Raw genomic sequence first — 19,640 nt, forward strand, 5'->3', positions numbered from 1 at the left:
GACTTCGGGACTTGGAACGCACTACGGTCATCCCCGCCTGGATGGTGGGGATGCTGGAAGGCGTCCACGGGGCCTCGAGTGATCGGGACTCCACAGGGGTGTAGCTCAATTGGCAGAGCAGCGGTCTCCAAAACCGCAGGTTGCAGGTTCAAGTCCTGTCACCCCTGCGTAACGGAACTGGTGGAGCGGAGGAGTGGTCGTGAGCGACAGCGACGCCAGCGGCGGCGAGCAGGAGCAGGACGGCAACGGGCAGAAGCCCGAGAGCCCGTCCCGTCCCGTCACAGCCGCCGCCCGGCGTGAACGCCGTGCGACCGCTCGTCCGGCGGGCAAGTCCGCGGCACGTGCGGACGACAAGTCCCGACCGGCCGGGAAGTCGGGGGAGAAGGCCGCCCCCGACGCGAAGGGCGCTCCGACTCCTAAGCGGGACCAGAAGGCGAAGAAGGCCTCCGTGTTCGCGCGGCTGGTGCGCTTCGTCCGCGAAGTGTGGGCCGAGCTGCGCAAGGTCATCTGGCCGAACCGCAAGCAGATGGTCACCTACACCGCGGTCGTGCTGGTTTTCGTGGTGTTCATGGTGGCCCTGGTGAGTGGTCTGGATCTCCTGTTCAAGTGGGGCATCGGCCACGTTTTCGGCTGACGCGCCTCGGCGCGCGCCGATGGGGCTCAGGTCCCGGCCTGACCCCGGCAATGATCAACTGAGAGGACGGAACGTGACCTCCGACAACGGCACATCAGCCGGTCACGACCTGACCGAGCTTTCCGACGAGCAGGTGCACGCGGCACTCGGTGACGAGGAGTCCGCGCACCTCGAGCCCGTCGAGGTGTCCGACGAGGTCGACGAAACCGCCCCTGCCGACGCCGAGGCCGCTCCGGAAGAGGCCGTGGCCGACGAGGCCGAGCCCGCCGCGGCGGACGACGACCCGGTCGCCACGCTGCGCGCCGAGCTGATGGCCGCGCCCGGTGAGTGGTACGTCGTGCACTCCTACGCCGGGTACGAGAACAAGGTGAAGACCAACCTCGAGACCCGGACCACGACCCTGGACGTCGAGGACTACATCTTCCAGATCGAGGTCCCGACCGAAGAGGTCACCGAGATCAAGAACGGCCAGCGCAAGCAGGTGCAGCGCAAGGTGCTGCCCGGCTACATCCTGGTCCGGATGGACCTGAACGACGCCTCGTGGAGCGCGGTGCGCAACACGCCGGGTGTCACCGGGTTCGTCGGCGCCACCTCGCGGCCGTCGCCGCTGACCGTGGACGAGGTGCTGAAGTTCCTCGCCCCGCAGGTCGAGAAGGAAGCCCCGGCGAAGGCCGGCAAGGGCGAGTCCACGACGACCGCGGCGCCGCTCGGCGGCCCGGCCGTCGAGGTCGACTTCGAGATCGGCGAGTCGGTCACGGTCATGGACGGCCCGTTCGCCACGCTGCCGGCGACGATCTCCGAGGTCAACGTCGACGGGCAGAAGCTGAAGGTCCTGGTGTCGATCTTCGGCCGGGAGACCCCGGTCGAGCTGTCGTTCACCCAGGTCTCCAAGATCTGACGGCCGCTCGGTCGGCCGCAGTCCCCACGTCCACGGCAGGTACGCGGGGAACGTAGTACAGGACAGGAAAAGAAATGCCACCCAAGAAGAAGAAGCTTGCGGCGATCATCAAGCTGCAGATCAAGGCGGGTGCGGCCAACCCCGCTCCGCCGGTCGGCCCGGCCCTGGGTCAGCACGGCGTCAACATCATGGAGTTCTGCAAGGCCTACAACGCCGCGACCGAGTCGCAGCGCGGGGACGTCGTCCCGGTCGAGATCTCCGTGTACGAAGACCGGTCGTTCGACTTCAAGCTGAAGACGCCGCCGGCCGCCAAGCTGCTCCTCAAGGCCGCGGGCGTCGAGAAGGGCTCCGGCGAGCCGCACAAGACCAAGGTCGCCAAGGTCACCTGGGACCAGGTCCGCGAGATCGCCAAGACCAAGGAGACCGACCTCAACGCGCACGACATCGACCAGGCGGCGAAGATCATCGCCGGCACTGCCCGTTCCATGGGCATCACGGTCGTCGACGCCTGATCCACTGCAGCTTGCGAGATCGCGCCGGTTTCTGACCGAGTGATTTCGACCGGCCCCCAGGGCCGGGCGAAATCGGGAGGGAAGAAAGCGGCCTCAGGGCGATCTCGCCGCCTCGACGGAGTCGAGGCAGACAACACCGTGGGAGAGCCGGGTGCGGCTCGTCACCACACTGATCCGTTTTGAGAAGTTAAGGACAGAAGCATGACCAAGCACAGCAAGGCATACCGCCAGGCTGCGGAGCTCATCGACAAGGCGCGGCTGTACGCGCCCCTCGATGCCGCGAAGCTGGCGAAGGAGACCTCCAAGACCAAGATGGACGCGACCGTCGAGGTCGCGATGCGTCTCGGTGTGGACCCGCGCAAGGCCGACCAGATGGTCCGCGGCACCGTGAACCTGCCGCACGGCACCGGTAAGACCGCCCGCGTCATCGTCTTCGCCGTCGGCGACAAGGCCGCCGAGGCCGAGGCCGCCGGCGCGGACGCGGTCGGCACCGACGAGCTGATCGAGCGCATCCAGGGTGGCTGGCTCGACTTCGACGCCGCGATCGCGACGCCGGACCAGATGGCCAAGGTGGGCCGCATCGCCCGCATCCTCGGCCCGCGTGGCCTGATGCCGAACCCGAAGACCGGCACGGTGACCCCCGCGGTCGAGAAGGCCGTGAAGGACATCAAGGGCGGTAAGATCAACTTCCGCGTGGACAAGCAGGCCAACCTGCACCTGGTGATCGGCAAGGCTTCCTTCGACACGGAGAAGCTCGTCGAGAACTACGCGGCCGCGCTGGACGAGATCCTCCGCGCCAAGCCGTCGTCGGCGAAGGGCCGGTACCTGAAGAAGGTCACCTTCACCACGACGATGGGCCCGGGCATCCCGGTCGACCCGCTGCGGACCCGCAACCTCCTTTCCGAGGACGCGAACGTCTGAGTCGGACATCACCGGAAAGGGCGCCCCCGCTTGCTGCGGGGGCGCCCTTTTTTCGTGTCTGATGGACGGCATGCCGACTTTCGCGTCGTTCGACGGCCTCCGGTTGAACTACACCGTGTGGGAGGGCGACGGCGCCCACCGCCCGGTGCTGCTGCAACACGGCTTCGCGGCCGACACGAACGCGAACTGGATCTCGACGGGCGTCGTGGCGGCCCTGCGCGCGGCGGGCCTGACGGTGATCTCCCTGGACGCGCGCGGCCACGGCCGTTCCGAGAAGCCCCACGACGAGTCCCGCTACACCGAAGACAGCATGGTCCGCGACATCTCGGCCCTGCTGGACGAGCTGGCCCTGGACGAGGTCTCCCTGGTCGGCTACTCGATGGGAGCGATCATCGCCCTGGCAGCGACGGCGGCGGACAAGCGCATCCGCTGCCTGGCAACGGGAGGAGTGGGCTCGGGCATCGTCGACTTCGGCGGCGTGGACCTGAGGGTCGTGAAGCCGGCGGACATCGCTTCGGCGCTGCTGGCCGAGGACCCGTCGACGGTCCCCCCGTCGGGGGTCCCGTTCCGCCTGCTGGCCGACGCCACTGGCGGCGATCGTCAGGCATTGGCGGCGGTGGCGTTGGCTTCGCGGGAGGGGCACCTGGATCTGTCGTCGATCGGGGTCCCGACGTTGGTTTTGGCGGGAGATCAGGACGTGCTGGCCGCCGAACCGGAGAGACTGGCGGCGGCTATCGCGGGAGCAAGGCTGGTGAGGATCCCGGGCGACCACATGACGGCGGTGATGTCACCGGCGTTCTCGGAGTCACTGGTCGCGTTCCTGTCGGCGCCGCACCCCCGCTGAGCGCGCTCAGCTCGTCGGCGGCGCCGCCGGGCACGGGGTGGGCTCGTTCGTGTGGGCCGTGATGAGCCACTGGCTCTTGTCGACCTTCTGCACGGTGAACGCGCCGAGCGCGGGACCGCCCTTGATGCCGAACCGGCACGAGCTGATCGTGAACCGGTCGCCGGGCAGCGGCTCGGACACGTACGAAGGCATCGACTCGGCGTAGTCGTTCTTGCTGGTGACCTTGCGGTTCAGCTCGTGCACCGCGACCTGGCAGTCGGCGTAGCCCAGGTCCTGGGCGAACTTCTGCTGGACGGGCTCGTCCATCCGCCCGCACGCCTGCGGGACGAGGTTCTGCGCAACGGCGTCGTAGACCTCGCGGACGGCTTCGTACGGGCTGGTCGAGAGGATGCGGTTGGTGTGATAGGTCCCGCCGCCCTCCTGGGCCAGCTGGGCCGACGTCTTCCCGGCGTCGTTGGGGAAGAAGTGGTTGTACAGCCAGGTTCCGGCCACACCCAGGATGATGATCGCCAACGCCCACGCGATGACCTTCTTACCCAGCCACTTCACCCACCGGGGCGGGCCGCTGCGGCCGCGTCGACCCGCCGGGACCAGCTCGTAACCCGGCGGAATCGCCGGCGGCTGGCCCGCTCCTTGCTGCGGCACAGGGTGCTGGGTCTGGACGAGCCCCGCGTCCGGCGGCGGCGCCGGCTGGTTGCCCTGCTGGGCCTGCGTGAACTTCAAGTAGTCCTGGAACTGCTGGAACTGCCTGAACTGCGCCAGCTCCGCCGGATCCACCGGTGGCGTAGAAGCGGGCGTGCCGGAGCCCGCCGGTTCGATGTCCGAGCCCGGCTTTCCGTCATCACGCTGCTCCGCCACGTGACCATGATGCCCCACGCCGTCGCGTACGTGGGGGTCGGAGAAGGCATGTCGACTTGACAAGGTATTCTTCTCGAAGTTCTACCGAAGACCGCTGGTTTTCCGAGCGCTCCCCTGAGCACGAGGAACGAAGGTCCCGCATCCGTCGGGCGGCCCGCGCAGGAGGAACGAGGCCCGGCCTTGTGCCGGATTGACGCCCCGCGCCTGCTTGCGCGAGGGCGTTTTGTCGTTTCGGGGGGCTCTTCGGGCCAGTGGAAACACTAGCCAAGAGAGGAGGCGACCATGGCGAAGCCCGACAAGGTGGCGGCCGTCGCCGAGATCGCGGAGAGCTTCCGCACCAGCTCGGCCACCGTCGTTACCCAGTACACCGGCCTCTCCGTGTCCCAGCTGTCCCAGCTGCGCCGCGCTCTCGGCACCAGTGCCAAGTACCGGGTCGCGAAGAACACCCTCGTCAAGCGCGCCGCCGAAGACGCGGGCGTCACGGGGCTCGAGGACCTGTTCGTCGGCGCCACCGCCATCGCCTTCGTCGAAGGTGAAGCGGTCGACGCCGCCAAGGCGCTTCGCGACTTCGCGAAGGACAACAACGCGCTTGTGATCAAGGGCGGCTACATGGACGGCAAGACGCTGTCCGTGGACGAGATCAACAAGATCGCCGATCTCGACAGCCGTGAGGTCCTGCTCGCCAAGGCGGCGGGCGCGTTCAAGGCGAAGCTGTCCCAGGCCGCCGCGCTGTTCCAGGCGCCGGCGTCCCAGGTCGCCCGCCTGGCTGCCGCGCTGGAGGAGAAGCAGCGCAACGCCACCGGTACCGAAGCAGCCGAAGCACCCGCCGAGAGCTGAACCACCCCCACCCCGAACGTCTAGTTCGTATTTCTGAGAGGAAGCCATCATGGCGAAGCTGAGCACCGCCGAGCTGATCGACGCCTTCAAGGAGCTCACCCTCCTCGAGCTGTCCGAGTTCGTGAAGGAGTTCGAGGACACCTTCGACGTCACCGCCGCCGCCCCGGCCGCCGTCGTGGCCGCCGCCCCGGGTGCCGCTGCCCCGGCCGCCGCCGAGGAGCAGGACGAGTTCGACGTCGTCCTCGAGGGCGCCGGCGACAAGAAGATCCAGGTCATCAAGGTCGTCCGCGAGGTCGTCTCGGGCCTGGGCCTGAAGGAGGCCAAGGAGCTGGTCGAGGCCGCTCCCAAGGCCCTCCTGGAGAAGGTCGACAAGGAGGCCGCCGAGGCCGCCAAGGAGAAGCTCGAGGCTGCGGGCGCCAAGGTCACCATCAAGTGATCCCGGGCGCGCAAGCGCCTACGCACCACCTCGCGAAGGGGCGGGCATCCACTCGGATGCCCGCCCCTTCCGTGTTGCGCGGAAGCTCCCCGGAGCGACTTGACGACCATGACCGACCCCGAGCACCTCGACCTCCTCGCGCAGCAGCTGTCCGCGCGCCAGCCCCTCCTCACGCTCTCCGCGGCGGCCGTCCTCGCACCCGTGGTGTTCTTGCTGGTCTTCGTCGCCTTCGCGGTGATCCCCTAGGAGCGGTGTCCGAATAGCCCCGGGTCCCTAAATCGTGGGTTCGGGGCTCCGCTGGTCTGCGACGGCGCTTTTCGTGGACTAGGTTGCTGCCAGTTGCCGATCACGGCGGGGTGACGATGGGCGCGAGGCTGGCCAGAAAAGAAAACTGGTGAGTAACCTGTTCGCACTCAGCTCGTTGCACCTGGTTGACGCGGGTTCACGGGGCCCGGCGGCCCACACCCGTCATCGACGTGGGTGGCGTGGGTGTGGCAGCGGGCGCAATGACGCGGAACAGCTCCTGGAGGTGCGATGGGTGCCGAGGTGGTCATCGAAGGCCTGACCAAGTCCTTCGGTAAGCAGGCCATCTGGCGGGACGTCACGTTGACGCTGCCCCCGGGCGAGGTGTCGGCGATGCTCGGTCCGTCCGGAACCGGCAAGTCGGTCTTCCTCAAGTCGATGATCGGGCTGCTCAAGCCCGACCGCGGCCGCTGCGTGATCAACGGTGTCGACATCGTCACCTGCTCCGAGCACAAGCTCTACGAGATCCGGAAGCTCTTCGGCGTGCTCTTCCAGGACGGCGCGCTGTTCGGCTCGATGAACCTCTACGACAACGTCGCGTTCCCGCTGCGGGAGCACACGAAGAAGTCCGAGACGGAGATCCGCCGGATCGTCCAGGAGAAGCTCGAGATGACCGGCCTCGCCGGCGCCGACAAGAAGCTCCCGGGTGAGATCTCCGGCGGTATGCGCAAGCGCGCCGGCCTCGCCCGCGCCCTGGTGCTGGACCCCGAGATCATCCTCGTCGACGAGCCGGACTCCGGCCTCGACCCGGTCCGCACCACCTACATCTCGCAGCTGTTCCTGGACGTCAACGCGCAGATCGACGCGACGTTCCTGATCGTCACGCACAACATCAACCTGGCCCGGACGGTCCCGGACAACCTGGGCATGCTCTTCCGCAAGGAACTGGTCATGTTCGGCCCGCGCGAGGTGCTGCTGACCAGCGAAGAGCCGGTCGTCAAGCAGTTCCTCAACGGCAAGATGCAGGGCCCGATCGGGATGTCCGAGGAGAAGGACAGCGCCCAGATGGCCGCCGAGCAGGCGATGTTCGACGCCGGGCACCACGCCGGTGGCGTCGAGGACGTCTCCGGTGTGCCGCCGCAGATGCAGACGACGCCGGGGGTGCCGCAGCGGATGGGCGCCGTGCGCCGCAAGGACCGCGTCATGGAGATCATGCACCGGCTGCCGGACGCCGCCCAGCAGGGCATCATCGCTTCGCTGAGCCCCGAGGAGCAGCGGCACTACGGCGTCAGCCCGCGGCAGGTCGCCCAGGCCCAGCAGCAGCTGCAGCAACAGCAGCAGGTCCCGGCCGGCGCCCGGCCCGGTGACGGCGTCCCGAACCAGCACCACGGTCAGCTGCCCGCCGACCAGGTGGCCCGCATCCCGGGCGGCGGCCAGCCGCCGAGACCCGGTGGCTCGCACCGGATGCCACCGCCGCCGAACAACGGGCCAGGTGGCAGGTGAGCTCTCCCGCTTCACAGGCGAAGATCCCCGGAATCGGCATGCTGCGCGAAACCGGGAACCTGTTCGCCCTCGGCCTCGACATCGTTCGTGGCATCTTCCAGCGCCCGTTCCAGCTGCGGGAGTTCATCCAGCAGGCCTGGTTCATCGCGAGCGTGACGATCCTGCCGACGGCTCTGGTGGCCATCCCCTTCGGCGCGGTCATCTCCCTGCAGTTCGGGTCGCTCGCCCGCCAGCTGGGCGCGCAGTCCTACACCGGCGCGGGCTCCGTGCTCGCCACCGTGCAGCAGGCCAGCCCGCTGGTCACCGCGCTGCTGGTGGCGGGCGCGGGCGGCTCGGCCGTCTGCGCCGACATCGGCGCGCGCACCATCCGCGAGGAGATCGCCGCGATGGAGGTGCTCGGCGTCTCCGCGGTGCAGCGGCTGATCGTCCCGCGCACGCTCGCGATGATGCTCGTGGCGTTGCTGCTCAACGGCATGGTCAGCGTCATCGGCGTGCTGGGCGGCTACTTCTTCAACGTCGTGCTGCAGGGCGGGACGCCGGGCGCGTACCTGGCGAGCTTCTCCGCCCTGGCCCAGCTGCCCGACCTCTGGGTCGGCGAGCTCAAGGCGCTGATCTTCGGGTTCATCGCCGCCGTCGTCGCGTCCTACCGGGGGCTCAACCCCTCCGGCGGCCCGAAGGGTGTCGGGGACGCGGTGAACCAGTCGGTGGTCATCACGTTCCTCATGCTCTTCGTCGTGAACTTCGTGATCACCCTGATCTACCTGCAGATCGTGCCCGGAAAGCTGGACTAGCGCCATGACGTTCCTCCAGGGCGCGAAACGCGTCGCCAACCGACCGCTCCAGACGCTGGACACGCTCGGCGACCAGATGTCGTTCTACGGCCGGGCATTGCTGTGGACGCCGCGGACGCTGCGCCGCTACACGAAGGAAGTCCTCCGGCTGCTGGCCGAGGTCAGCTTCGGCTCCGGTTCGCTCGCGGTCATCGGGGGCACGGTCGGCGTGATGGTCGGCCTGACGCTGTTCACCGGTGTCCTCGTCGGCCTCCAGGGCTACTCGGCGCTGAACTCGATCGGGACGTCGGCCTTCACCGGCTTCCTGACGGCGTTCTTCAACACGCGCGAGATCGCGCCGCTGGTCGCCGGCCTCGCCCTGAGCGCCACCGTCGGCGCCGGGTTCACCGCGCAGCTCGGCGCGATGCGGATCTCCGAGGAGATCGACGCGCTGGAAGTCATGGGTGTGCCGAGCCTGCCGTACCTGGTGACGACCCGGATCATCGCCGGGTTCGTCGCGGTCATCCCGCTCTACATCATCGGCCTGCTGAGCTCGTACCTCGCGTCACGACTGGTCGTCATCTACATCTACAACCAGTCCGCGGGGACCTACGACCATTACTTCGACCTGTTCTTACCACCACAGGACGTGCTGTATTCGTTCATCAAGGTGCTGCTCTTCAGCGTCTTGATCATCCTTTCGCACTGCTACTTCGGGTACCGGGCGACCGGCGGCCCGGCCGGCGTCGGTGTCGCCGTCGGCAAGGCCGTGCGCCTGTCCATCGTCACGGTGTCGATCATGAACTTCTTCATCGGCTTCGCCATCTGGGGAACCGACGTCACGGTAAGGATCGCGGGATGAGGACGCTCCGACGCAGGCTGCTGGGCCTGGCGCTCATCGCCGTGATGGTCGGCGGGGTGGCGCTGTCCATCGCCATGTACGACAAGGCGTTCACCTCCGTCGTCACGGTCAAGCTGCAGGCCGACAAGATCGGCAACCAGCTGATCAAGCAGTCCGACGTCAAGGTGCGCGGGCTGATCGTCGGCTCGGTGCAGGACATCGTCGCCACCGACCACGGCGCCGAGCTGACGCTGGCGCTCAACCCGGAGTCGGTGAAGCTGATCCCGGAGAACGTCTCGGCGCGGTTCCTGCCGAAGACCCTCTTCGGCGAGCGGTTCGTCTCCCTCGAGATCCCGAAGGACCCGTCGGCCAGGACGCTCGCCAGCGGCGACGTCATCCCGCAGGACCGCACGTCCAGCGCGGTCGAGCTGGACCAGGCGTTCGAGCACCTGATGCCGGTGCTGCAGGCGGTGCAGCCGCAGAAGCTGTCGGCGACGCTCACCGCGATCTCGACCGCGCTGCAGGGCCGCGGTGACCAGCTCGGCGACACGCTGACGCAGCTGGGCACCTACATCGGCGAGCTGAACCCGCACGAGCCCGAGCTGCAGCACAACCTCAAGGCGCTCGCGGAGTTCTCCGACCACCTCAAGGACTCGGCGCCGGACCTGGTGCAGAGCCTGGACAACCTGAGCACGACGACCCGCACGGTCGTCGACCAGCAGCAGAACCTCTCCAGTCTCTACGGCAGCCTGACCCAGGCCTCGGTGGACCTGCAGACGTTCCTGCAGAACAACAAGGACAACATCATCTCCCTCGTCGACACCGCCCGGCCGACGGCCGAGCTGCTGGCGAAGTACGCGCCGGAGTACCCCTGCGTGATCTCCCAGATGGCCAAGAACGTGCCGCTGATCGACCAGGCGCTGGGCAAGGGCACCGACAAGCCCGGCCTGCACGCGACGATCGAGATCATCGTGCCGCGCGCCCCCTACGAGGCGGGCAAGGAAGAGCCGCGGTTCGACGACAAGCGCGGCCCGCGCTGCTACGACATCAAGGACATCCCGAAGCCGTTCCCGTCGGAGCCGCCGGACGGCGCGTTCAAGGACGGCACGCTGCACCAAGCCGCGCCGAAGAGCGTCGGCGAGGGCCTCAACCCCGCCAAGTTCAAGGCCGACGCGGCCGGCAACGGCGCCGCCGGCGGTGACCTGGCCTATTCGACGGCGGAGCAGGGCTTCCTGGCCGACCTGCTGGGCCCGCAGCTGGGCATGAACGCCGCGGACGTGCCGGACTGGAGCTCGCTGCTCGTCGGTCCGCTCTACCGCGGGGCGGAGGTGACGGTGAAGTGAGGGGCCTGCTCGCGCCGCTGATCAAGCTCGGTGTCTTCGTGGTCGTCACCGTGCTGTTCACGACGATCCTCGGGATCAGCATCGCCAACATCAACACCACCAGCACCAACGGCTACAAGGCGCGCTTCACCGACGCGACGCTCCTGCTGCCCAACGACGACGTCCGCATCGCCGGCGTCCGCGTCGGGCAGGTCAAGGACGTCAAGATCGTCGACAAGCGCCAGGCCGAGGTCGAGTTCGAGGTCGACTCGGGCCGGCAGCTGCCGGCCGGGGTGACCGCGCAGATCAAGTTCCGCAACCTGGTCGGCCAGCGGTACGTCTCCCTCGGCGAGGGCGAGAACTCCGGTGGCAAGACGCTGCAGCCCGGCGGCACCATCCCGCTGGACCGGACGACCCCGGCGCTGGACCTGACCGAGCTGTTCAACGGCTTCAAGCCGCTGTTCACCGCGCTCAACCCGGACGACGTCAACAAGCTGTCCTACGAGGTCATCCAGGTCCTGCAGGGTGAGGGCGGCACCGTCGAGAGCCTGCTCTCGCACACGGCATCGCTGGCCACCACGATCGCCGACAAGGACCAGGTGATCGGCCAGGTCATCGACAACCTCAACTCGGTGCTCGACACGGTCAACGCGCACACCCCGCAGCTCAACGACCTGATCGTCAAGCTGCAGCAGCTGGTGTCCGGGCTGGCCGCGGACCGCAAGCCGATCGGGGACGCGATCGAGAGTCTCGGGAACCTGGCCGAGACGACGTCCGGTCTGCTGGGCGAGGTCCGCGAGCCCCTGAAGAACGACATCAGCGCCCTCGGGAACCTCACCGACCAGCTGAACAAGAACGAGCCGGAGCTGGAGCACTTCATCCAGTTCCTGCCGACCAAGGTGAGCACGCTGACCCGCACCGCGGACTACGGCTCCTGGTTCAACTTCTACGCCTGCGAGTTCTCCGGGAGCGTCAGCTTGCCCCCCTTGATCCCCGAAGTGTCGCTCCCGCTGGTGCCTCTCAACCGGGAGAGGTGCAAGGGATGAAGTCCTTCCAGAAGCGCAACCCCGTCCCGATCGCGCTGGTCGGCATCGCCGTCCTGGCGCTCGGGTTCATCGCCGCGCTGAACTCCGACGACCTGCCGGTGATCGGCGGCGGCACCACCTACACCGCCGAGTTCAGCGAGGCCTCCGGGCTGCAGCAGGACAACGACGTCCGGATCGCCGGGGTCAAGGTCGGCAAGGTCAGCGACATCGAGCTCGACGGCGCGTCGGTCAAGGTGTCGTTCAAGGTCAAGGACGCCTGGCTGGGCGACCGGACGAGCGCCGCGATCAAGATCAAGACGCTGCTGGGCCAGAAGTACCTGTCGCTCGACCCTCAGGGGGAGGGCTCGCTCAACCCGGGCGCCCCGATCCCGCGGGACCGCACGATGGCCCCCTACGACGTGCTCGACGCGTTCCGCGGGCTCTCGCAGACGGTCGACAACATCGACACGAAGCAGCTGGCGCAGAGCTTCGACACGATCTCGCAGACCTTCGCCAACACGCCGGAAGACGTGAAGGGTGCGCTGTCGGGGCTGTCGAAGCTGTCCGACACGATCGCCTCGCGCGACTCGCAGCTGTCGAACCTGCTAGCCAACACCCGCGAGGTGTCGCAGACGCTGGTCGACCGCGACGCCGAGGTCCAGAAGCTGCTCACCGACGGCAACAAGCTGCTCGACGAGCTGTCCAAGCGCGAAGACGCGATCTCGTCGCTGCTGAACGGCTCCCGTGAGCTGGCGACGCAGCTGCAGGGCCTGATCGACGACAACGGCAAGCAGCTCGACCCGGTGCTCACCTCGCTGGACCAGCTGACCTCGATGCTGCAGCGCAACCAGGACTCCCTGGCCGAGGGCATCGCGAAGTTCGCGCCGTTCATCCGCGTCTTCACCAACACCATCGGCAACGGCCGCTGGTTCGACAACTACATCTGCGGCCTGGTCCTGCCGTCGTTCGGCCCGATCAACGAAGAGGGGTGCTACACGAAATGAGTGACACCCGCTTCGGAATGGCCCTGACCCGGGGCTTCACCATCGCGATCGTCCTGGCGCTGGTCGTCGCCGGTGGCATCTGGTGGACCCTCAAGGACGCCGGGCGCAACCACCTGACCGCGTACTTCGCCGGCGCCGTCGGCCTGTACGAGGGCAACAGCGTGCGGATGCTCGGCGTCGACATGGGCACGGTCACCAAGATCCAGCCCATGGGCAACCAGGTGAAGGTCGAGTTCGAGTACGACCGCTCGGTCGCCGTCCCGGCCGACGCCAAGGCGCTCATCGTGGCGCCGTCGCTGGTGTCCGACCGCTACGTCCAGCTCGCGCCCGCCTACACCGGCGGCCCGCGGATCTCCGACGGCGCGGTCATCGGCCTCGACCGCACCGAGGTGCCCCTCGAGGTCGACCAGCTGGCCTCCAGCCTGGCCCGGGTCAGCGAGACCCTCGGCCCGAACGGCGCCAACAAGAACGGCTCGCTGTCGAACCTGCTGAACACCGCGGCGGCCAACGTCGACGGCAACGGCCAGGCCCTGCACGACACGATCACCAAGCTCGGCCAGGCGGCCGGGACCCTGTCGGGCAACAAGGACGACCTGTTCTCCACGGTCGAGAACCTCGGCAAGTTCTCCCAGACGCTGGCCGACTCCGACAAGCAGGTCCGCACCTTCGAGGGCCAGCTCGCCGACGTCAGCGGCTTCCTGGCGTCCGAAAAGGACAACCTCGCCGCGACCGTGCAGCAGCTCGGCACCACGCTCACCGCGGTGCAGGCGTTCATCGACCAGAACCACGACCGGCTCAAGTCCAACGTGGACAAGCTGGCCGGGGTCACCAAGGTGCTCGTCGACCAGCGCAGCTCGCTCGCCGAGATCCTCGACGTCGCGCCGGTCGGCCTGAGCAACCTGGTCAACACCTACAACGGCTCGGCCGGCACGCTCGACGCCCGGCCGAACCTCAACGAGCTCACCCAGCCGCCGCTGGTGATGATCTGCCGGCTGCTCAAGCAGGTCGGCACCAACAGCATCCCCGACGTGCTCGGCAACGCCTGCGAGAGCATCGCGGGCGTGGTCGACAAGGTGATCCCGCTGCCGTCCGTGGCGCAGACCGTGCAGGCCCTGCAGTCCGGTCAGCTGCCGCCGCTCCCGCTGCCCATCGCCGGGCAGCTCTACGGAGGTGGCCAGTGAAGAAGCTCCTGACCGTCGGTGCGCTGGCCACCGTGTCGGCGCTGACGCTGTCCGGGTGCGCGTTCAACGGCATCTACGACCTGCCGCTGCCGGGCGGCGCCGACCTCGGCGACCACCCGTACACGGTGAACGTCGAGTTCCGGGACGTCCTCGACCTCACCCCGCAGGCCGGGGTGAAGGTCAACGAGGTGCCGATCGGGCGGGTCGAGAACGTCGGGCTCACCAAGGACGGCTGGCACGCGCTGGTGACGCTGAAGGTCAACGGCGACGTCAAGCTGCCGGCCAACGCGCTGGCCAACGTGAAGCAGTCCAGCCTGCTCGGCGAGAAGTACGTCGAGCTGGCTTCGCCCGGCGACGACCAGGCCCAGGGCAAGCTCGCCGACAACGCGACGATCCCGCTGGCCCGCACGAACCGCAGCGTCGAGGTCGAAGAGCTGCTCGGCGCGCTGTCGCTGCTGCTCAACGGCGGTGGGGTCGACCAGCTCAACACCATCACCAAGGAGCTCAACAACGCCACGTCCGGGCGCGAGCCGGACATCAAGGCGCTGCTGGACAACGCGAACCAGCTGGTCACCAACCTGGACACCCAGTCGCGCAACATCACCCGGGCGCTCGACGGGCTGAACCGGCTGTCCTCGACGCTGAACGACCAGAAGGACAAACTGGTCGGCGCGGTCGACAACCTCGGGCCGGGGCTCGGGGTGCTGGAGTCGCAGCGCGGCCAGCTGGTCACCATGCTCAACGCGCTGAACAACCTCTCCGGCGTCGCCACCGAGACCGTGAACGCGTCGCAGAAGGACCTCGTGGCCGACCTGAAGGCGCTGACGCCGACGCTGCAGAAGCTCGGCGAGGCGGGCAACGACCTGCCGAAGGCGCTGGAGATCCTGCTGACGTTCCCGTTCAGCGACCAGGCCGTCAACGACGTCAAGGGTGACTACTTCAACCTGTTCGCGAAGGTCGACCTGAACCTGAAGACCGTCGTCGAGAACCTCGGCAACAGCCGGCAGAACATCTTGGCCGGCCAGCTGCCGCTGGACGGCCTGACCGGCGGGGTCTCGGGCACGCCGGCCAACCAGCCGCCGCCGCTCCCGATCCCCGGGGAGAACGGGCAGTCCGGCCAGACCAAGCCCGGGCTCGGCAACCTCTTCGGGCTGCTTTCGGGAGGTAACGGCTGATGCTGGTGCGCAGGACGAGGATCCAGCTGGTCGCGTTCGCGGTCATTTCGGTCGTGGCGATCGTGTACGCGCTGATCCGGTTCGCCGGGCTCGGCAGCGTGTTCGGCAGCAGCGGCTACACGGTGAAGCTCGAGCTCAACGAGTCGGGCGGCATCTTCACCAACGCCGAGGTCACCTACCGCGGGTACAACGTCGGCCGGGTGGGGGAGCTGCGGCTCACCCAGACCGGGCTCGAGGCGGACCTCAACATCGACCCGTCGGCGCCGCAGGTGCCCGCGGACCTCGACGCCGTCGTCGCCAACCGCTCGGCGGTCGGCGAGCAGTACGTCGACCTGCGGCCCAAGGCCGACAAGGGCCCGTACCTCGCGGCCGGCTCGGTCATCCCGGCGTCGAAGACGACCACCCCGGTCAGCACCGAGCGGCTGATCGGCGACCTCGACACGCTCGCCGCGTCGGTCCCGGTCGACTCGCTGCGCACGGTCGTCGACGAATCCTACGACGCCTTCCGCGGCACCGGCGGCGACCTGCAGAAGCTGCTCGACACCGCGCGCAGCTTCACCACGACCGCGCAGGAGTACCTGCCGCAGACCATCCAGCTGCTCGACGCCGGCGGCCAGGTGCTCGACACGCAGAACGACCAGGCGCAGAACTTCGCGTCGTTCAGCAAGAGCCTCAACGAGCTCACCGGCACCCTGAAGAAATCCGACGGCGACCTGCGCAAGCTCATCGGCATCACGCCGCAGGTGGCGTCGCAGATCAGCCAGGTGCTGCAGGAGTCCGGCCCGGGCCTCGGCGCGCTGACGGCGAACCTGCTCACCACGGCGAACCTGACCGTGACCCGCCTCGACGGGATCGAGCAGGGGCTCGTGACGTACCCGGCGCTGGCCGGCGCGGCCAGCAGCGTCGCGCCCGGCGACGGCACCGCGCACCTCGGGCTGGTGCTCAACCTCTTCAACCCGCCGGCCTGCACCAAGGGCTACCTCCCGTACTCGCAGTACCGCACGGGCGCGGACACGTCGGCGAAGCCGGCGAAGGAGGACGCGTACTGTGCCGAACCGAAGGGCAGCCCCATCAACGTGCGCGGGGCGCAGAACGCGCCGTACGGCGGGGTGCCGGTCGCGCCGAGCGACGCCGACGTGTCGGCCAACGCGAACCGGCCGGCGGAGGAGCTCGCCGACGAGCGCAACACCCGGGGTGTGCCGGGCATCGTCGGCAGCCCCGGCGTGAGCCTGAACAGCCTGGGCTCGCTGCTGGGCCTCGCCTGACGTGGATTTGATGACCGTTACCTACCCTGGAGTGTCATGAGTACGGACGAGCAGGCCGCGGTCGCGGTGGCGGAGCCCGAAGAGGCGTCCGGGGCCACCGCCGCGAAGCCGGCGAACGAGTCGTCCTCGCGGATCCTGGTCTTCGGCGCGGCCGCGCTGGCGCTGGCCGCACTGATCGCCGCGGCGATCTTCGGGATCCTGTGGTGGGCGGCGGCGAACGACGACAACGCCGGCCTGGCCGCGTCGCGCGAAGCCGTCGTCAAGGCGGGCACCAGCGCGCTGAAGGCCTACACCGAGGTCGACTACACCGACCTCGACGGCTTCTTCGCCCGGCAGAAGTCGGTGTCCGACGACAAGATGTCGCAGCAGATCGACCAGTCGGCGCCGACGTTCCGCAAGGCGCTCTCCGACGCCAAGACGAAGGTCACCACCGACGTCCAGGACATCGCCGTCGAGGAGCTGGACGACCACGAAGGCAAGGCCAGCTTCCTCGCCGCGATCGCCACGACCGTCACCCAGGGCGACAAGAGCAGCGCGAAGCCGCTGCGCCTCGAGGTGTCGATGACCCGCGTCGGCGACGACTGGAAGCTGTCCGGCATCGACAGCGTCCCGCTCGTCGCGGCCGGCCAGTAGAGCGTCACGCAGAAGGAGCTCGTAGTGCCCCCCTCCCGCCGCCAGCCGCCTCGCAGCAGCAGCACCCCGCCGCCGCGCCGGCCCCGCGTGGCCGGGCTGCGCAAGCCCTCGACGGACGAGCCGCCCGCCGAGCGCACCGGCCAGCTCCCCGCGGTGCCGCCCGAAGGGGCGCGCAAGCCGCGGCCCCGGCCCGCCCCGCGTCCGGTGCCGCGCCCGGCCGCCAAGCCGGAGTCGTTCGAGGCCACGAGCGGGCAGCTCGACACGGCGCCCGCCGAGGACACCGCGGTGTTCGCCGCCGTCGACACCGAAGAGCCGGTCGAGGTCGACGCCCTCACCGGCGAAGCCGAGGAAGCGCCGGCCGGCCCGGCGCCGCGGCGGAAGCGGCGGGACACCGGCATCGCGAAGCCGTCCGACGTCTCCGAGGCCGAGGCCGAGGCAGCCGCCGAACCGGCGCGCGTGACCGCGGGGACTTCCCGGGTGCAGCGGCCGTACCTCGTGGCGGGCGCGCTGGTGCTCGTCGCGATCCTGCTCGGCGGGCTCGCGTACTGGTTCCACAGCAAGGAGAGCGCGGTTTCGGACGCGACGAGCAACACGGCGCTGCTGGACGTCGCGAAGACCGCGCAGGTCAAGGACGCCGTGTCGAAGGCGGCCGAGGCGCTGTTCTCCTACGACTTCAACAACATCAAGAAGACCGAGGACGCGGCGAACGACCTGCTCGCCAACGACGACGTCAAGAACAAGTACAACTCGCTGATGGGCGAGGTGAAGCGGCTCGCGCCGGGGCAGAAGATGATCGTGACCTGCAAGGTCACCCGGGCCGCCGTGATCATGCTCAACGACGACCTGGCGAAGGTGATGGTCTTCGTCGACCAGACCTCGACCCGCACGGACACGAAGAAGACGACCGCGGGCACCGCCCAGCTCCACCTGAACGCCCAGCTCCAGGGCGACAAGTGGAAGATCACCGACATGGACACCTACAACGCGCCGAAGATCCCGGCGGCCCAGGCGCCGGCGTCGTCGGCGCCGCCTTCGCCGACGAAGTAGCTACCGTGGCCGGATGGGAACCGAGGCGGCGTACGCCAGCCTGACCGGCCTCGCGGTCGGCGACGCGTTCGGCGCGCAGATCCTCCTGCCGGGCGACCACCCGGACGTGCTGGACCGAAGGCTGCCGATCGCACCGTGGCGCTGGACCGACGACACGGAGATGGCCTGCTCGATCGTCGCGGTCCTGGAGCGTCACGGCCGTGTGGACCAGGACGCGCTGGCGGCCTCGTTCGCCGAGCACCTCGACCCGGCCCGCGGCTACGGCCCGGGCGCCGAGGGCCGGCTGAGCCGCATCCGGCGTGGCCGGGACTGGCAGGAGGTCGCCGACGACGGCCGCGGGTCGTGGGGCAACGGCGCCGCGATGCGGGTCGCGCCGCTGGGAGCGTGGTTCGCGGAGAACCTGCCGGAGGCGCTGCGCGAGGCCGAGCTGTCGGCGGCGGTGACGCACTCGCACTTCGAGGGAATCGCGGGAGCGGTGGCGGTCGCGGCGGCGGCCGCGCTGCGGGCGGCGTCGCCCGGGCTGGCGGGCGCGGATTTCCTGAACGGGGTGATCCCGCTGGTCCCGCCCGGCCGGGTCCGAGACGGCCTGACGGCGGCGTTGGCGATCGAAGACCCTCTCGAGGCGGCGGCGACACTGGGAACGGGCCGCGAGACGGCGGCGCACGACACGGTGCCGCTGGCGCTGTGGACGGCGGCGCGGTTCGGGTACGTGGACGCGCTGTGGACGGCGGCCCGGCTGGCCGACGACGTGGACACGGTAGGAGCGATCGTGGGCGGCGTTTTGGCGGCGGGAGGGGAGACGGCCCCGGAAGACTGGCTGGCGGCGACGGAGCCGCTGCCGGAGTGGCTGTAGGGAGTCCTGAGGCGGCTGTCGGCCGGTGACCAGGCCGCGGGCCCGCTGCTGTGTCCGGGGCTGTTCGGCGGCGCTCATCGACCCCGCGATCCGGCCGGCGGCGGTCATCGACCGGCGAGCAGGCGCCCGGGGTGGTTCAGGCCCGGCTGGCCCGCTGCCCGGCCATGCGGCTCCGAGTCGCGCTCGTCGGCTGGCGGGCCTGCGTCCCGAGCCGCTGCCCGCCGGGCTCCAGCCGGCCGAGCCCACCGCCCGTCCGCGACCCGACCTCGCAGCCGCGAGCACCCATCCCCGGCCCGGGACACATGCGACGCCCGGTGCACATGTGACACACCCCGCGCCCCCCGAAACCGCTCACCCAAACCGCCGCCGCACCCCACCGCCGGGCGAAACCGGTGCCGGAAGAAGTGGGCTGGCACACACGCCCACGAAGATCAACACCAAAGAAAGTCCCAGGTCCAGGCCCTACTGCTGGCGCTACCGGCCGGTAGCTGGAAGTATATTTGTCCGTTCACGCTCCGCTGACCCTCTTCCACGCTGCGCCAACCGGGCCGACCCCCGTGTGGCATCTTGACTCTCGCGCCCGGTGGGTTCACGCTTACTCCCGACGGCGAAACCGGCAGCCCTTGCGGGAGGGAAAACCGGGTCGCCTGGAGGCATACCTGAAGACGTCGCGATGCAGGCTGGGCCCCATCTGGAGCGCCCCCTGGACAGACCGCGCCGTTCGGGCTAGACTGCCTCTTTGCGCTGCCCTCTTTCAGGCTGCCCGGAGCCGGTAGTTAGGATAGTGGGCACACGGCACCCTTGACAGTCGCTGATAGCTGTTGCTATGGCGGCCGTC

21 protein-coding genes and 1 tRNA gene are annotated in these 19,640 nt (G+C 69.0%); 21 read left to right on the plus strand and 1 reads right to left on the minus strand.

Annotated features, from left to right (window positions below):
• Positions 1-94: 94 nt before the first annotated feature.
• From ACZ61C_RS19515 to ACZ61C_RS19540, 6 genes are all read left to right on the plus strand, one after another.
• Positions 95-167 (plus strand) — tRNA-Trp (locus ACZ61C_RS19515).
• Positions 168-193: 26 nt separating this feature from the next.
• Entirely contained in the window at positions 194-634 is a 441-nt protein-coding gene (gene secE, locus ACZ61C_RS19520) for a preprotein translocase subunit SecE (RefSeq protein WP_465308594.1), read from the plus strand.
• A 73-nt stretch (positions 635-707) separates the two neighbouring features.
• Positions 708-1,532, plus strand: a complete 825-nt coding sequence (gene nusG, locus ACZ61C_RS19525) for a transcription termination/antitermination protein NusG (protein WP_465308596.1) — start codon at positions 708-710, stop codon at positions 1,530-1,532.
• A gap of 74 nt (positions 1,533-1,606) precedes the next feature.
• On the plus strand, positions 1,607-2,044 hold the full coding sequence (rplK, locus tag ACZ61C_RS19530) for a 50S ribosomal protein L11 (RefSeq protein ID WP_043781763.1): 438 nt from the start codon (positions 1,607-1,609) through the stop codon (positions 2,042-2,044).
• Positions 2,045-2,245: 201 nt separating this feature from the next.
• A complete protein-coding gene (rplA, locus tag ACZ61C_RS19535) occupies positions 2,246-2,965 on the plus strand; it encodes a 50S ribosomal protein L1 (protein ID WP_284747830.1) in 720 nt (239 codons plus the stop codon).
• Positions 2,966-3,035: 70 nt separating this feature from the next.
• On the plus strand, positions 3,036-3,809 hold the full coding sequence (locus ACZ61C_RS19540) for an alpha/beta fold hydrolase (protein ID WP_465308599.1): 774 nt from the start codon (positions 3,036-3,038) through the stop codon (positions 3,807-3,809).
• 6 nt (positions 3,810-3,815) lie between these two features.
• On the opposite strand, the gene ACZ61C_RS19545 is transcribed toward ACZ61C_RS19540, so the two are convergent.
• A complete protein-coding gene (locus ACZ61C_RS19545; RefSeq protein ID WP_465308601.1) occupies positions 3,816-4,667 on the minus strand; it encodes a hypothetical protein in 852 nt (283 codons plus the stop codon).
• 282 nt (positions 4,668-4,949) lie between these two features.
• Between ACZ61C_RS19545 and rplJ the strand changes: the two genes are divergently transcribed.
• The 15 genes from rplJ (at position 4,950) to ACZ61C_RS19620 (ending at position 18,802) form a co-directional block, all read left to right on the plus strand.
• Complete coding sequence (gene rplJ / locus ACZ61C_RS19550; protein WP_465308603.1) at positions 4,950-5,504, plus strand: 50S ribosomal protein L10; 555 nt, start codon at positions 4,950-4,952, stop codon at positions 5,502-5,504.
• A gap of 49 nt (positions 5,505-5,553) precedes the next feature.
• The gene (gene rplL / locus ACZ61C_RS19555) at positions 5,554-5,940 is read left to right on the plus strand and encodes a 50S ribosomal protein L7/L12 (protein WP_465308605.1); all 387 of its coding nucleotides are present in this window, start codon (positions 5,554-5,556) and stop codon (positions 5,938-5,940) included.
• 108 nt (positions 5,941-6,048) lie between these two features.
• Complete coding sequence (locus tag ACZ61C_RS19560) at positions 6,049-6,186, plus strand: hypothetical protein (protein WP_465308607.1); 138 nt, start codon at positions 6,049-6,051, stop codon at positions 6,184-6,186.
• 288 nt (positions 6,187-6,474) lie between these two features.
• Positions 6,475-7,686: an ABC transporter ATP-binding protein gene (locus ACZ61C_RS19565; protein ID WP_465308609.1), complete on the plus strand. Its 1,212-nt coding sequence runs from the start codon at positions 6,475-6,477 to the stop codon at positions 7,684-7,686.
• A 38-nt stretch (positions 7,687-7,724) separates the two neighbouring features.
• Positions 7,725-8,477 (plus strand): MlaE family ABC transporter permease, encoded by a 753-nt coding sequence (locus ACZ61C_RS19570; protein ID WP_465309407.1) that lies wholly within the window; start codon positions 7,725-7,727, stop codon positions 8,475-8,477.
• Positions 8,478-8,481: 4 nt separating this feature from the next.
• Positions 8,482-9,318: an MlaE family ABC transporter permease gene (locus ACZ61C_RS19575; protein WP_003060266.1), complete on the plus strand. Its 837-nt coding sequence runs from the start codon at positions 8,482-8,484 to the stop codon at positions 9,316-9,318.
• Positions 9,315-10,640 (plus strand): MCE family protein, encoded by a 1,326-nt coding sequence (locus ACZ61C_RS19580; protein WP_465308612.1) that lies wholly within the window; start codon positions 9,315-9,317, stop codon positions 10,638-10,640. Before ACZ61C_RS19575 ends, ACZ61C_RS19580 begins: the two co-directional genes overlap by 4 nt.
• Complete coding sequence (locus ACZ61C_RS19585; RefSeq protein ID WP_465308614.1) at positions 10,637-11,665, plus strand: MCE family protein; 1,029 nt, start codon at positions 10,637-10,639, stop codon at positions 11,663-11,665. Before ACZ61C_RS19580 ends, ACZ61C_RS19585 begins: the two co-directional genes overlap by 4 nt.
• A complete protein-coding gene (locus tag ACZ61C_RS19590; RefSeq protein ID WP_465308616.1) occupies positions 11,662-12,648 on the plus strand; it encodes an MCE family protein in 987 nt (328 codons plus the stop codon). Before ACZ61C_RS19585 ends, ACZ61C_RS19590 begins: the two co-directional genes overlap by 4 nt.
• A complete protein-coding gene (locus ACZ61C_RS19595) occupies positions 12,645-13,829 on the plus strand; it encodes an MCE family protein (protein WP_465308618.1) in 1,185 nt (394 codons plus the stop codon). The genes ACZ61C_RS19590 and ACZ61C_RS19595 overlap by 4 nt, the downstream gene beginning before the upstream one ends.
• The gene (locus tag ACZ61C_RS19600) at positions 13,826-15,004 is read left to right on the plus strand and encodes an MCE family protein (protein ID WP_465308620.1); all 1,179 of its coding nucleotides are present in this window, start codon (positions 13,826-13,828) and stop codon (positions 15,002-15,004) included. Before ACZ61C_RS19595 ends, ACZ61C_RS19600 begins: the two co-directional genes overlap by 4 nt.
• Positions 15,004-16,269: an MCE family protein gene (locus ACZ61C_RS19605; protein ID WP_465308622.1), complete on the plus strand. Its 1,266-nt coding sequence runs from the start codon at positions 15,004-15,006 to the stop codon at positions 16,267-16,269. The genes ACZ61C_RS19600 and ACZ61C_RS19605 overlap by 1 nt, the downstream gene beginning before the upstream one ends.
• A gap of 36 nt (positions 16,270-16,305) precedes the next feature.
• Entirely contained in the window at positions 16,306-16,902 is a 597-nt protein-coding gene (locus tag ACZ61C_RS19610) for a hypothetical protein (protein ID WP_465308624.1), read from the plus strand.
• Between the two features lie 87 nt (positions 16,903-16,989).
• Positions 16,990-17,949 carry a hypothetical protein gene (locus ACZ61C_RS19615; RefSeq protein ID WP_465309409.1) on the plus strand — a complete coding sequence of 320 codons (960 nt, stop codon included), beginning with the start codon at positions 16,990-16,992 and terminating at the stop codon, positions 17,947-17,949.
• 13 nt (positions 17,950-17,962) lie between these two features.
• Complete coding sequence (locus ACZ61C_RS19620; RefSeq protein ID WP_465308626.1) at positions 17,963-18,802, plus strand: ADP-ribosylglycohydrolase family protein; 840 nt, start codon at positions 17,963-17,965, stop codon at positions 18,800-18,802.
• The last annotated feature ends 838 nt before the right edge of the window (positions 18,803-19,640 follow it).

It is taken from the genome of Amycolatopsis sp. NPDC104587 (assembly GCF_055583645.1).